The sequence below is a fragment of the Schaalia sp. ZJ405 genome, assembly GCF_011038885.2.
In the GTDB taxonomy this organism is placed as follows: Bacteria; Actinomycetota; Actinomycetes; order Actinomycetales; family Actinomycetaceae; genus Pauljensenia.
The window spans coordinates 19,491-33,414 of the sequence record NZ_CP064952.1 but is presented as its reverse complement, the minus strand read 5'-3'; the positions used below and the strand labels follow the sequence as shown (position 1 = coordinate 33,414).

Annotated in this window: 8 protein-coding genes; 5 read left to right on the top strand and 3 right to left on the bottom strand. The window is 58.1% G+C overall.

Annotated elements, in window-relative coordinates; all coding sequences use genetic code 11:
* Window positions 1-47: 47 nt before the first annotated feature.
* Both G7Y41_RS00125 and G7Y41_RS00120 read right to left on the bottom strand, forming a co-directional pair.
* Window positions 48-2,387 (bottom strand): transglycosylase domain-containing protein, encoded by a 2,340-nt coding sequence (locus tag G7Y41_RS00125; protein WP_231367304.1) that lies wholly within the window; start codon window positions 2,385-2,387, stop codon window positions 48-50.
* A 176-nt stretch (window positions 2,388-2,563) separates the two neighbouring features.
* Window positions 2,564-4,144 (bottom strand): CCA tRNA nucleotidyltransferase, encoded by a 1,581-nt coding sequence (locus G7Y41_RS00120; protein ID WP_165315494.1) that lies wholly within the window; start codon window positions 4,142-4,144, stop codon window positions 2,564-2,566.
* 144 nt (window positions 4,145-4,288) lie between these two features.
* Between G7Y41_RS00120 and G7Y41_RS00115 the strand changes: the two genes are divergently transcribed.
* From G7Y41_RS00115 to trxB, 4 genes are read left to right on the top strand one after another with little or no spacing between them, the layout of a single operon-like run.
* The gene (locus tag G7Y41_RS00115) at window positions 4,289-4,825 is read left to right on the top strand and encodes an NUDIX hydrolase (RefSeq protein WP_165216955.1); all 537 of its coding nucleotides are present in this window, start codon (window positions 4,289-4,291) and stop codon (window positions 4,823-4,825) included.
* Window positions 4,825-7,206 carry a DUF6049 family protein gene (locus G7Y41_RS00110; RefSeq protein ID WP_165315495.1) on the top strand — a complete coding sequence of 794 codons (2,382 nt, stop codon included), beginning with the start codon at window positions 4,825-4,827 and terminating at the stop codon, window positions 7,204-7,206. Before G7Y41_RS00115 ends, G7Y41_RS00110 begins: the two co-directional genes overlap by 1 nt.
* Window positions 7,203-10,397 carry a lipid II flippase MurJ gene (locus G7Y41_RS00105; protein ID WP_165315496.1) on the top strand — a complete coding sequence of 1,065 codons (3,195 nt, stop codon included), beginning with the start codon at window positions 7,203-7,205 and terminating at the stop codon, window positions 10,395-10,397. Before G7Y41_RS00110 ends, G7Y41_RS00105 begins: the two co-directional genes overlap by 4 nt.
* Before the next feature lie 49 nt (window positions 10,398-10,446).
* Window positions 10,447-11,520, top strand: coding sequence for a thioredoxin-disulfide reductase (gene trxB / locus G7Y41_RS00100; protein WP_165315497.1), 1,074 nt, complete (start codon window positions 10,447-10,449; stop codon window positions 11,518-11,520).
* Between the two features lie 97 nt (window positions 11,521-11,617).
* On the opposite strand, the gene G7Y41_RS00095 is transcribed toward trxB, so the two are convergent.
* Window positions 11,618-12,451 carry a DeoR/GlpR family DNA-binding transcription regulator gene (locus G7Y41_RS00095; RefSeq protein WP_165315498.1) on the bottom strand — a complete coding sequence of 278 codons (834 nt, stop codon included), beginning with the start codon at window positions 12,449-12,451 and terminating at the stop codon, window positions 11,618-11,620.
* A gap of 165 nt (window positions 12,452-12,616) precedes the next feature.
* Here G7Y41_RS00095 and G7Y41_RS00090 point away from each other — a divergent pair, with 165 nt between their 5' ends.
* Window positions 12,617-13,909 (top strand): ABC transporter substrate-binding protein, encoded by a 1,293-nt coding sequence (locus G7Y41_RS00090; protein WP_231367303.1) that lies wholly within the window; start codon window positions 12,617-12,619, stop codon window positions 13,907-13,909.
* Window positions 13,910-13,924 lie beyond the last annotated feature (15 nt).

Below are 13,924 nucleotides of genomic sequence, written 5' to 3'. Positions count from 1 at the left end.
CAACAATGAGTGGCGTCTACCGTTTTCCTGCAAAGAATTCGGATTCTCTAACCGTTTGCGCCCGTGCCTCCGTTTCCGCCTGAACCCTCTCCGGGCGGCGCATAGCCACCCGTTCCTGGGGCATGATTGTCACCCTGATTGGGGTTGTTGTTGTCCTCGTTCTCTTCGGGAAGGGTCGGCGTCTCCTGCTGTGGTTGCTCGGGAGCTGGCTCGGGAGCTTCCTCCTCCGGTTGTGGCTCCTCTTGCACGGGAGCCTGATACTGAGGCTGATACTTGTCAACGATTTTCACGCGCCACGTGAAGTCCTTGTCGGGCAGACTCGAGGTCGCTACCTTCATGTATTTCACCCACACATCGACGGGCCAGTCCGCCCCGTAGAAAGCCGAGAGTCCACCAATGTTCTTCAGGGGAACAGAGTTGCCGTTGTCATCCGACTGATACATCGACACGGCGGTGACGAGGCCGGGGACGAAGCCCGCGAACTGCGCGGAAAGCTGCTGCGAGGACGTTCCCGTCTTTCCGCCGGATGCAATGTCTGGCAGTGCCACTGACACTGCCTGGGCAGAGCCTCCTGTGGTCGTGACGGCTTCAAGCGCGGGAAGAACCGAACTGACCTCTTCAGCCGTAAACACCTGTTTGACGGAGGTCGGTGCGTCGTACACCTTGTTTCCCTGGTAGTCCGACACTGCTCGAACGATGTGCGGTGTCACCCGGTTACCACCGTTAGCGAATGTCGCATACGCGGTAGCCAGGTCGATGTTGTGTACAGCGGCGAATCCCAGGACGTTGAGCAACGTGTCGTCAAGGCCAACCGTGTCTTCGGGAATACCCGCATCGACGGCAGCCTGACGGGTACTGGCCGGGCCGATCTTCTCATTGAGTTCAACAAAGGCTGTGTTAATAGAATTCTGGGTCGCTGCTTTCAAGTCCACGGTTCCCCACGAAATCCCATCGTTGTTCTGCACGGGGTCAGTCAACCCATCGAAAGTCTCCGGAGAGTTTCCGTTAAAGGTCTCGCGGATGCTGCCGCCCTTTCGGACATGCGCCAACAAAGAGAAGGGTTTAAATGAGGATCCCGCCATCGCGATGTCCTGAGTAACAGCGTTTTGCTGACGTTTGAGATAGTCAGCGCCGGCATATTCGGCAACAATCTCACCGTTGCTCGGATCAACCGACGACAGCGCCGTGTGCATATGCACGGGATCCCATCCCTCAACCTCGGTCATCGACGTAGCCGCGGCAACCGCCGCATCCTGACGGGCCTTGTCGATCGTCGAGGTAATCTTCAGACCACCGGAAAGAACTTCTTCCTCGGTAAATCCGCCGGTGGCAATGAGTTCCTGACGCACCTGCTCCATGAGGTAGCCGTTGGGACCACTCATCGTTTCTTCCGTCTGCGTGTTCGGCTCAACAGTCTCAGGGAAAGTTGCCTTGTCGGCCTCGGATTGGGAGATCCATCCGTCCTCGACCATGAGCTTGAGGACGCGCTTCCACCGGGATTTTGCCTGATCGGAATCAACTGCGGGATCCCACGAAGAGGGCGCGGGGATGATTCCAGCCAGGAGAGCGGCCTCAGAAAGCGTCAATTCGGCCGCCGGATGCGCGAAATAGGCTTGCGCAGCTGCCTCAATGCCGTAGGCTCCGCGCCCAAAGTAGATCGTATTGAGGTAGTTGCCGATGATCTCGTCTTTGGTCTGCTCACGGTTGATTTTCACCGCCAGCACTGCTTCCTTCACTTTCCCCTTGTACGACGTTGTTTCGCCCATGTAGTAACGTTCAACGTACTGCTGGGTCAGCGTGGAGCCACCTTGACGGGTACCGGTTGTCACATTGTTAATGAGAGCGCGGAAAATTCCCTTAAAGTCAATGCCGGAGTTCGTGTAGAAAGACCGATCCTCCGAAGCAACAACGGCGTGTGCAACGTAATCAGGCAGGGTCGATGAGTCGATGACCTGGCGGTCAACGGTTTGGAATTTCCCCATCTCGGTTGTGCCGTCTGCGTAGTAGACGGTTGTCGTCTGAGCGAGCGCCATGTCGTCAACGGCCGGCACTTTCAGCGTTGCATACAGGTACAAGAACGCCCCGATCCCAACGACTGTGATCCCGAGGATCGTCAAGACGATACCCAGCCCGATCTTTCGGCCAAGTGACCGCTGACGCCCCTCGCCCTTCGCCTTGCGCTTGGAGCCCGTCGGTGCGGTCTTGCGCGGGGACGAGGACGGACGCGCTCCGCGCGTCTTTTTCTTGGTCTGTGCGCGAGTGGACCCAGAGCCGGAACGTGAACGCTTCTGAGCTCGCGCTACGTCAGCGCGTGTGGGTGGACGATGCGTTGAGCGCGACCCTCCCACAATGTCATCCCACTCCATTTTTCCGTCGGTATGTGCCACGAATTCAGCCTCTCAACAGACTTCAGTGCGTTCAGACTACGCACTGAAGCTGAAAATCACCCGAATTCGTGACCAGTTTGACGCTCCTAGAAGAAAGTCACATTCCGCGCATAGAGTCGATATGCCGGTGGGTCAGACGTCGATCCGTTGTCCCCTACCTGACTGTTCTCTCAACGTCACTGCTGCTCAGCGGAGCGCTGCGCCTGTGCCTTCGCCGCAGCTTTGCGCGCCCGTTTCTCGGCGACAAGTGCCTCCCATTTGGCTTGCTGAGCCTGGTACTCATTCGCGATTTCACGCACCTCATCGGACTGCCACCAGTCAAGCAGGGCATCCTTCGCCGCATCCTTACCCAGAGGACCGCGCTCCATCCTCAGATTCAGCAGATAGTCACGCGCCATCTTCACGGCACGCGACGGACGCAAACCCAGAATGCTCATGATCTCGTCGCCGTCAAGATCGGGGCGGATCGCATCAAGTTCCTCCTGCTCGCGCAGCTTCGCAATCCGCTCCTCAAGATCGTCGTAGGCAGCGCTCAGACGCTCAGCTTTGCGCCTATTCCGCGTCGTGCAATCCGCGCGCGTCAAGCGGTGGAGACGTTCAAGGAGGTCACCGGCATCGGCAACGTAGCGCCGAACCGCCGAGTCCGTCCATGCGACCTCACCGTACCCGTGGAAACGGAGATGAAGGGCAACGAGGGTGGACACGGCCTCGGTTGTTGCCTTGTCGAAACGCAGCGCTTTCATCCGAGTACGCGTGAGTTTTGCCCCAACGATCTCGTGGTGATGGAAAGACACGGTGCCATTCGGCTCGAACCTGCGAGTCGCAGGCTTACCCACGTCGTGCATGAGCGCGGCAAAACGTAAAACAAAATCAGGGGCAGGAACGGCACCATCCGGCCCGGTTTCCAGATCCATCGCCTGTTCGACCACTGTCAGCGTGTGTTCGTAAACATCCTTATGGCGTTTGTGTTCATCAACAGTGGACACGAGGTTCGCGACCTCCGGGAGAACGATGCGCGCAACCCCGGTGTGCACCATGAGTTCGATGCCGCGCCTCGGCCACCGCGACACGATCAGGCGCTCCAGTTCAGCGCGAATCCGTTCGGCGGAGACAATGTCGAGTCGCCCCGCCATTTCCTCCATCGCATCCATCACGTCAAGGTCAACATCTAGCCCCAGCTGGGCGCTAAAGCGGGCGGCACGCATGATCCGCAACGGATCATCGTCGAAAGACTGGGTTGCCGTCACTGGAGTCCGTAAACGCCCATCAGCCAGGTCTTTCAATCCGTCATGCGGGTCCACGAGCACCATTGCCGGCAGACGCATCGCCATCGCATTGACGGTGAAGTCACGGCGCGTGAGGTCACCCTCGAGGGTGTCACCGAAAACGACATCGGGTTTACGCGACCCCACCTCGTAGGAATCCGTCCGATACGTCGTTACCTCAACAACGACGTCGCCGCAACGCCCGCCGATCGTTCCGAATTCTTTGCCGACGTCCCAGACCGCTTGCCCCCACTGGCCTAAAAGTTCTTCGGTGCGTTCGGGTCGCGCAGAGGTCGTCATGTCGAAGTCGTGGGGGGTGACGCCAAGGAAGGCGTCGCGCACCGGCCCACCCACGAGGGCGATTTCCTCACCGGCTGCCTGGAAAACTTGCCCAAGCTCAAGGATTTCTGGCGGGAGGGCAGCAAAAGTCCTGTGCCCGTTGGCAAGAAGAGTCGGGATATCGTGCGGGGTTAGTGTGGTCTCGGCGCTCATCCCCTCAAGCGTGCCACGATCCACCGTGTGCGACCAGTCGCCGCGTCACCTTTTCCTGTGGTGTTGTCAATGTTGCACCTCGCTCATCATGTGAACCCGGCCGCCAGGGATCATATTCCGCCGTCAAGCAATTAGAGTGGACCTATGCCTGTACGTTCGAAGGACCAGCGACCAGGGGTTCCCAGACCCCCTCGTCGTCGTACCTCCGTGCAGACAGTGCACAGCCATTCGCCGCATCTTCCGATCTCCTCTGAAACCTCCGCCGGCGGAATTGTTGTCGATATTCGCGACGGCATCCCCTATGCCGCACTCATTGCTCGACGTAATCGTGCGGGCCGAATCGAATGGTGCCTTCCCAAGGGACACCTTGAGGGAAAGGAAACACCCGAAGAAGCGGCTCTTCGTGAGGTTGCCGAAGAAACGGGAATTAACGGACGCATCATTCGCCACCTCGCATCCATCGACTACTGGTTCTCAGGCTCTGACCGCCGCGTCCACAAAGTTGTTCACCACTACCTCATGGGTTTTGTTTCCGGAGAGATCTCCGTTGAGGGCGACCCCGATCACGAGGCCGAGGACGCCGCATGGATTCCCCTGAAATCCGTGAGTCAAAGGCTCGCTTACCCCAACGAACGCCGCATCGTGTCAATCGCCCTTGACCTGTTGTATCGGGATTTGTGATGCGCAGGCGTCGGTTCCTTCACGCAGTGACCGCCGTCATCGCGGCATCATTCACACTGACTCCCTCCCTCGCATCCGTCGCGGCGGTGCCCGCGGCGTCGTCCTCGTCAATGAACCCCACGGCAGCGACCGAGGCAACCGTGAAAACTCAATCGGAACGCCCGGCGGTGCTCGGTGATACGACGGTCTCACAGGGATTGGCCGTGAGTATTGACTCCCTGCAACCCGCCGTCATCACGACACAAACGGAGGTCACTCTTTCAGGGACGGTGAAAAACACCACCGAGCAGACCGTGAGTGCACCGCTGTTGTCCGTTGCCGTTGACTGGCAAACACCGATATCCGTTCAGGAGCTGACACAGACCCTGACATCTGGGATTCCTTTCGCAGCCCCCGTCTTGCAGTCTCAGCTTGGCAGCGATATCGCCCCGGGTGCGAGCGTTCCATTTTCACTGACCATCCCCACATCCACTCTGCCCTTTGGTGATGCCTCCGAATGGGGGCCACGCGTTGTTGCTGTCACCGCAAGGAGCGGAAATGATCAAGGTGAGGATCGGACCATTCTCCTGTGGGATTCAGGGGTTGAGGTTCAACCGACGCGGGTCACGGTCGTTACTCCGTGGACTGTGGATAACGCGGTAGCTTCGTCCTCGTCCTCGACCCAGTTCGTGACGCCGGAGAGTGAACGCGAACGTGAGGCCCTTCTTCACCTTGGTGGCCTCACCGGCTCAACCTTGGCCATCGACCCAACCGTTGTGCCCAAAGGACCGTCGGCTCCCACGGATTCGGTGCCCACATCACCCAAGCCGTCATCGTCGGAATCCTCGTCGGGACGCACAGCGGACACCTCCTCGATGAGCGGTTCAGCGCACACCCCAAACCGGCCAGCTGATTCTTCGCAAACACCAAAGGGGGACGAGGACGAGGCCGCGAATGCCGCGGCTCTGCGCGACTGGAATTTCATCATCGGGTTGTATTCCACAATGAAGGAAGTCGTTGCACTCCCGGCGGGAGACCCCGATGTCGGAGCGCTCGCCCTCGCCGATCAGTCCGCGCTGATTTCCCAAGCGAAAGCATCCGTTGAGGCATTCCCTCTGACCCCGGCGGCGGCAGGATGGATCGCGCACCCGCAGGACAACGCAGGCGAGAGTCAGCAGTCAGATGGCTCCGATCCCGTTGTTGATCCACAAACAACTGTGGGACCCACGGTACTTGACGATGTCGTGTGGCCAGCGTCCTCATCCTTCAGTCAGCGCCACATCTCAACATTTTCCACGGCCGTTACCCTTGCCCCACCCGGAGCGCTCACACCCGCTGATTACACCGTGAGTTACACCCCCACCTCGCGAGTGGAAGTATCGACGTCAGATGGATCAACATCACCGACGGGCGAAACTGAGCAAACAGCAACGGTTCTTGCCTCGAATAAAGCACTGAGTGACATCCTCGGCTGGCAGAGTTCCCAGGCCGGCGACCAACTCGACGCTTCCCAGGCGGTCCAGGCGATCTCAGCAATTATCACCCGGGAACTCCCAAACTATTCGCGGGCAGTTCTTGCTCTGACTCCCCGCGGAACCCCGTTGACTGAGAATCTCACGGATCGCGTGTCGACGCTGCTGGGATCACGCTGGGTCTCAGGCATGACCCTCGGCGACCTTGCCCAGTCCGAAGCGACCGACATTGAACGCGACAGAGTCCCCACTCCCGACCTTCCGCAAGATACTCACAAGGCGCTCAAGACCGTGGATTTAGCGCTCACGTCCATTCAGCCTTTCGCCGCGGCAACGAACGATCCCACCTCCGTCCTCGCGGAGGTTTCCACGCGGGCTCTTGGGGCAATTGGTGCTGGGATCCCACCAAAAACACAGGTGAGCCGGGCATCGGCACTGTCTCGACACGTCGTTGGCCTCCGGTCCACGATCTCCGTTCAACCGTCCTCGTCAATCAACCTGATCAATAAGTCCGCGGACTTCCCCGTGCGAGTCAGCAACGCATCTGCCTGGGACGTGACGGTTGCTGTGACTCTTGATCCTGCAGACCCGCGAATGCGAGTGCCCCGGGCAACGCAGAAAACCATTCCTGCCGGTTCGGTCACGACGGTTGATGTCCCTGTCGAAGCGATCGGTTCGGGCGACCTTGAGGTGACCTACGTCATTTCAACTCCCGATGGGTCTGTCATTGAGCGATCCCAGTCCGTTCTTGTTCGCTTGCACGCAGGCTGGGAAGACGCGTTCACCATCACAATGGCGGCCCTTCTTGGAGTACTCTTCCTGTTCGGCCTGGTTCGCACAGTCCGCCAACGACGACACCGCGTGGCGGCCCATCACGCGTTGGAGGCCGTACGGCCCTCGTTATCAGCACCACCAAAGGAGAGCGAATGAGTGATCAGGAGCCCGAAAAGGCCCTCACCGCGTCGGGGACTCAGCGTCGCTCCGTTCTTCGGGCAAGCGCTCTCATGGCGTCGGGAACGATGGCGTCACGCATCCTCGGTTTTGTTCGTTCAGCGTTGCTTCTGGCGGCAATCGGGAGTGCGGGCGGCGGTGTTTCCGCGGCTTTTCAGACGGCAAACGCTCTTCCGAACACGGTGTTCAATCTTCTGGCATCGGGAGTTCTCGATGCCGTGCTGGTCCCCCAAATCGTCAACGCCATCAAACGTCGCCACGACGGGCAGGTGTATGTCAATCGGCTCCTGACTCTCGCTGGGACAATTCTGTTCCTCGTGACGATCGTGTCGCTCATCGCCGCTCCCCTCCTCGTGATCGTCACGGCTGCGGCCTACGACACGGAAATCCGCACACTCGCCATTCTCTTTGCTCTGCTGTGCCTTCCCCAGCTCTTTTTCTACGGCCTGTACAACCTTCTCGGTGAACTTCTCAACGCCCGCGGAATCTTCGGGCCGTATATGTGGGCTCCGGTTGTCAATAACATCATCGGAATCGCTGGGCTAGTTGCGTTTCTTGGGCTGTGGGGGAAGACCGATTCACGTATCGAGGTTGCGGACTTCACTTCTGCTCAGTTCTGGGTGCTCGCAGGATCAGCGACGCTCGGTGTGATCGCGCAGGCTCTGATCCTCCTGGTCCCCATCAAGCGTGCCGGGATACGCCTGTCCTTGGATTTCCACTTCCGTCACACGTCCTTCGGGGCTGTGCCCAAGGTTGCCGGATGGACTTTCGCCACCCTCGCTGTCTCACAGATCGGTGTTTTGTCAACGAATAACATCGCTGCTTTCGCCGATGCCTATGCGAAGACCGTGAAACCCGTGTTCGATGCTCACGGAGTCTTGATATCGGGAACGGTCATCGCGGGAATCAATGCCTATGCCACGGCATTCATGATGTTCATGGTGCCTCAGTCCCTGGTCACCGTGTCGTTAACAACGGCGATTTTCACTCGCCTCGCCGAAGCTGTCAGTGAGAAGGACGATCGGTCCGTTGCCTCCCACTACCATCTGGGTGTTCAGACAATCACGTCGCTCACGCTCCTGGCGGCGGCAATTTTCATGGCCGCATCCGTTCCCATGATGCAGATGGTCCTGTATTCAACGCGCCATCAGGACGTTGTTATTTCCTACGCGTGGATCCTTGTGGCCCTCATGCCGGGTGTTGCCTCAACCGGCTTGGTTCTCATGTCACAGCGTGTGTTCTTTGCTTACGAGGACGTGCGCCCTGTGTTCCTCATGGGAATTGTTCCAACGATTCTTCAGGTCATTGTTGGTTGGGGAATGTATTTCCTCACGGGAGCGCACTGGTGGGTCGTTGGAGCGGCGTTAGGTGAAACGGTATGCCGGCTTGTCCACGGAATTATCGCCGTTGTGTGGGTGTCACGTCGCAATCCCCTGGTCAACGCGCGAGAACTGTTGACCTCCTACGGGAAACTTGCTGTGAGTGCGGCAGTTGCTGGCACCGTTGCTTTCGGTGTCCTTGTCTTGGTTGGAGTGGAAACACCAATTAAGTCAACGGTCATTCGTTTCCTCGTTGCGTTCGCCAAAATGGTCCTCGTTGCGGTCATCACATCGATCGTTTATATGCTGGCGGTCCGTGTCTTGAGCCCAAAGGATTCGGCAGCAACCATCGCACCGCTCCTTGCACGCTTGCGTGTCCCCGCTCCTATTCGTCACTTCCTCGCGGTTTCATCACCGCAATTGCATGCGGATACCGCCATAATGGCGTCTGAGTATTCCACGCAAACGGAGGAACACATGGACCGCGATGATGAGTTAATCCCCACGGACGCTCCCTCGACCGACGAGTCCACACCTTCGGGTTTCACCGCCGCTTTGGAATCTCATGACCATTCGTCCGTTCCGGATTTCGATGCGGTTGTTTCCGGTCCCGATGAGGGAGTTGAGGAAGACGCACCCGTTGAGGTACCCGAGCCCCAGGCAGGCCCGTCGCTTCAGGATAGGGCTCAGGCCTTCCTTACCAGCACCGGTTCCGTGATCTCAGGGTGGATGCTCAGCGCACGCAATGCCGTGAAGAAATCCACCAATTCCGAGGCCGAGGACGCCGGTGCCCGCGCCGCTGAAGCTGTTGGCGGTGTTCCGGTTGATCAGCCACTTGCTGCGGATGCTGCCGCCACTGTCAGCGATTCACCGTCCACTCCTCGCGAGGGCGCTGATGACGATCCGTCAGAGTCTGACAGGCGAATCTTAGATGACGCTCAGGCGATTCCGGCCGCACATACATCGATTCCGCAGGTCAATGCTGAGGACAGGGAATCCGCTGAACCTCATGACGAGCCACCTCATGATCAACCTCGCTCATCTACCCGTCGTTTTCGAGATGCCGTGCTCGGAGCAGCCTCAAAAGCCACCGCAGGTGTTGCATCGACCGCGGCACGTGCAGCCTCGGGCGGCTCAGGTTCAGGTTCTGCGGGTCGCGGCGGAGCAACTGGGGGGCCCGGTGGAGGCGGGAGTGGCAACGAGCCTCGTGATTCGCAGGGACGTCGCCTCATCGATCCAACAGCCCCAACGCTCATCTTCGCGCTCATTCTCGTGATCGTTGGCGCAATCTGGTCATTCTCCGTCGCCCTTTCACCGGCGAAACTCAACATCGATGCGCGCCTGAACGAGATGCAGTCCGCGCAGCAGTCGGGGGCACAGTCCGGTGAGGCAGCGCCGGAACCGAAGCCCGAAGTGAAGGCTCCGCAGATCAGTTCAGTATCTATCCTGTCATGGCGTAACGATGGGGGTGATCACCCGGATCTGGCCGTCAACATGATCGACGGCGACCCGGCAACTTCCTGGCGTTCACGCTGGTATGACTACAACGTGTTCCTTGACGACTCAAACATTACGATCCTCGTCAATTTTGCGGGGAAGACAAAGGTTTCCGAAGTCAGCCTCGACATGGATCCCACGACCCAGGGTGGAGAAGTTGTCGTGCGCAACGTCACCGACACGAATAATCCGCGTGGGGGAACAGAACTCACCTCGTCAGCGTTATCTCCTACGACAACCATTCCGCTGCCCGAACCCGTTGAGACCAACGCGATCGCCCTGTCGTTTAGGACACTGCCGGTGTCCGTTGACGGCAACATCTGGGCGTGGATTAACGAACTCCACGTCAAGTAGGCACGTAGGTCAGCACCGAGAGTATCCGTATCGATGATTGGATGATGAGATGACAGACTTCGCTGTCCCCGGACTTGCCTCCCTTCCCGGCGTGGCTCCCACAACGGACTCCGACGCCGTAAAGACGCCGCCCACCGAGGACACGGTTTCTTCCGAGCTTCTTGCCGCTCCCGTTCCCGCAGACGCCAAGATTCACAACGTCATCATCGTTGGGTCAGGTCCCGCCGGATACACCGCGGCAATCTACACGGCAAGAGCTGGCCTTCACCCGCTCGTCCTCGCTGGAGCTCTCAGTGCCGGTGGTGCGCTGATGAATACAACCGAGGTGGAGAATTTCCCCGGTTTTCCCGAAGGTATTCAGGGCCCTGACCTCATGGGTAACATGAGCGAGCAGGCGGAAAAGTTCGGTGCTGATATCCGCTACGAGGACGTCACCGCCGTCAAACTTGATGGTGACATTAAAGTTGTCGCCGTTGACGATGAGCTTTTCTACGCGAAAGCTGTCATCGTGGCAACGGGTTCGGAATACCGCCACATGAATGTTCCTGGCGAGGACGAGCTTTCTGGCCGTGGGGTCTCCTACTGTGCCACCTGCGACGGTTTCTTCTTCCGCGACAAACACCTTGCAGTCATCGGTGGTGGTGATTCCGCGATGGAAGAAGCAACCTTCCTGACGAACTTCGCCTCCCGCGTCACCGTTGTTCACCGACGTGACGAGCTTCGTGCCTCGAAGGTCATGGCGGACCGGGCCACAGCGAATCCGAAAATTGATTTCCGGTGGAACGCCACGGTTGATTCCGTCAACGGTTCCGACGCGGTGACCAGCGTGACTCTGCGTTCAACCGTCGACAACTCAACCTCGCAGCTCGACGTTGATGGTGTTTTCGTTGCTATCGGGCACCTCCCCCGCACGGCTTTTCTCGCTGGCCAGGTGGCACTCGATGACGCGGGCTACATTATTGTTGACGAACCGTCAACGCGCACGAATCTTTCCGGTGTCTTTGCATGCGGTGACGCCGTTGATCACACGTACCGGCAGGCAATCACAGCGGCCGGCTCCGGTTGCCGTGCCGCACTCGACGCCGAACGGTGGCTCGCATCGCTTGAGGACGCTGAGCACTGAGCAACCGACCACGATCGAAAAATACGCTCGCTCTTTGCGAATCTGAAATGACGTCGCCGCACAAAAGGCGGGAGCTGCTGTGAATGACGACGCATAATCATGAGTCAGAGCTTTGACTCTGATCGGATTCTGTTCCTGCCGGGGTGAGGACTTCGATGTTAGCTGAGTGGAGGCTTTCAAGGAGTCTTGGGGTGGGAAGAGTGTCGGTAACGAGGTAGTCGGCTATAGATAATGGGCCGATGGATGCAAAGAGGCGTCGTTCAGCTTTCGAAGAATCTGCAAGGATTGCGACGCGCTTCGCTCGTTCCGCCATTTGAGCGAGCATCGCCGCTTCGTCGAGGTTGCTTGTCGAGAATCCTTTTTCGTCGAAAGCACCCACTGCAATTAAGGCAAGATCTGCCCGAATGTCGTTCTCTGTTCCAGAGATCGAGCTTGCGAATGCGATCGGGCCGATTGTTACCTGGCCGGAAATACGGACGTGTCCTCCAAAGACGTAGAGATCTCGACAGGAGTCCGGATTGATTTCGGATGCCAGGCGCAGGTTGTTTGTTGCGATGATGAGCTCCCGCTTACTGCCCAGTTCATGAATGAGATGGAGTGCCGTGCTGCCTCCATTGATGAACAGAACGGTCCCATCTGGCACGAGGTCGGCTGCAAGCTCAGCGATCACGTTCTTCTGCTGGGGCTGGAGGCGGAGTCTGTCGTCAATACGAGTGTCGTGCCAGGGCACTGCGAAAGTGGACATTGCTCCGCCGTGTGTACGGATCAGTGCGCCGTCGGTGTCGAGCTGATCGAGGTCACGACGAATTGTGTCGAGGGAGACGTTGAAATGCTTGGCCAGAGTTGCAACCGAAACCTGGCCCAGGGAGTTGACCTGTTGGATGATGGCTGCCTTGCGTCCCGCGGGGAGGCGATTTGAGGAGTGCTCCATGCGTGAAGCCTATCGTTTCAGCGGGTAATTACGCATCGTTACGTAATCGTTACGTGTTTCCATCTAGAAAGTTGAAGAAAATTGCTCTAACGTTGCATCAGACATCATAAAAACGCGAAAAAATGCATGATGTCGCACCTTGCATCAACGACGATGGAGATGACCATGCGCAGTATTCGATGGCTGACAACCGTATCTGTTGTGGCCGCGACTTCAATGGGACTGGCAGCGTGCAGCTCAGGAGGCTCCGGTAACGAGCCATCGGCGTCCGGCAAATCCGACGACGCTGTCACCCTTGAATTCGCCCAATGGTGGGAACCCGAGCTGCCGGAAGGCTCGTTCCGCACACTCATAGATCAGTTCGAAGAGCAGAACCCAGGAATCAAAGTCAAACTCCTGTCAGGGCCCTATGCGTCAACAAAGGAACAACTTGTTGCTGCATCTGCATCAGGCACGATGCCTGATGTTGTCGGACTTGACGGGGCGTGGGTCTCCGATTTCGCCAAACAGGGGGCAATCGCAGATCTCTCAGCGATGATGACCGAGAACGGCTACGACGAATCCCAACTGGCGAGCCAAATTAAAATCGATGGGGCGACCTACATGATTCCCGTCGTTAACTTCGTGTATCCCATGTTCACCAACATGACCCTTCTCGAACAAGCCGGGGTCTCAACCGTGCCGACAAATCGAAGCGAGTTCGAGGATGCCGCCAAGAAGATTCACGCCGTTGGCTCCAACATCAGCGGATGGGCGCTTCCCCTGTCCCTTGAGACCCCAAACGGTATCCAGAACGACGTCATGTCATGGGTGTGGGCATCGGGCGGTTCGATGCTCACTGAGGATGGAAAACCGGATGTCACAAACGACGATGTGAAGAGTGCTGCGGAATACATCAAACGCCTGTGGGACGCAGGAGTCGTCTCCCCCGGTGCTTTCACGATGAAAGAGCAGGACAAGGTCGAAGATTTCACGAACGAACGCGTTGGTTTCATGGTCGACTCCCTCGCCCACATCAATAGCATTCGAGAAGGAAATCCTGACCTCGCTTTCGAAATCTCTGCGATCCCTGCACAAGACGGTTACACCGGAGAACGTGGAATGCCCTACGCCTCGTGGGGAATCGGCGTTTCCGCGAACTCTGAGCACCAGAAAGAGGCGTGGAAACTCGTTGATTTCCTCATGTCGAAAAAGGTGAACGCCACCCTCGCCAATGATGCCAAAGCCTTCCCTGGAAATGCGCAGGCCGTGCCCGCATTCGTCAATGATGACGAACTCTTCAAGAAGGCATTCGACATTTGGAGCGCTGGCAAGCCTGCTAATGAGTTCACCGGATTGCCCGTCGCTGAAACCCTCATGCGCGCGTTCGATGAGCCTTTCCAGCAGTACCTCAATGGGCAAATCGACATTGACACAATGCTCACAACCGCACAGGACTCGTGGATGGAGGAGTTCTGACCAAAACCGGCTGCG

What these genes read in the sequence shown, in the direction of transcription:
- G7Y41_RS00110 (WP_165315495.1), top strand. Translation starts at nt 4,825, where the DNA reads ATGCGCAGGCGTCGGTTCCTTCACGCAGTGACCGCCGTCATCGCGGCA.
- G7Y41_RS00120 (WP_165315494.1), bottom strand. Translation starts at nt 4,144, where the DNA reads ATGAGCGCCGAGACCACACTAACCCCGCACGATATCCCGACTCTTCTT.
- G7Y41_RS00105 (WP_165315496.1), top strand. Translation starts at nt 7,203, where the DNA reads ATGAGTGATCAGGAGCCCGAAAAGGCCCTCACCGCGTCGGGGACTCAG.
- G7Y41_RS00115 (WP_165216955.1), top strand. Translation starts at nt 4,289, where the DNA reads ATGCCTGTACGTTCGAAGGACCAGCGACCAGGGGTTCCCAGACCCCCT.
- trxB (WP_165315497.1), top strand. Translation starts at nt 10,447, where the DNA reads ATGACAGACTTCGCTGTCCCCGGACTTGCCTCCCTTCCCGGCGTGGCT.
- G7Y41_RS00090 (WP_231367303.1), top strand. Translation starts at nt 12,617, where the DNA reads ATGCGCAGTATTCGATGGCTGACAACCGTATCTGTTGTGGCCGCGACT.
- G7Y41_RS00095 (WP_165315498.1), bottom strand. Translation starts at nt 12,451, where the DNA reads ATGGAGCACTCCTCAAATCGCCTCCCCGCGGGACGCAAGGCAGCCATC.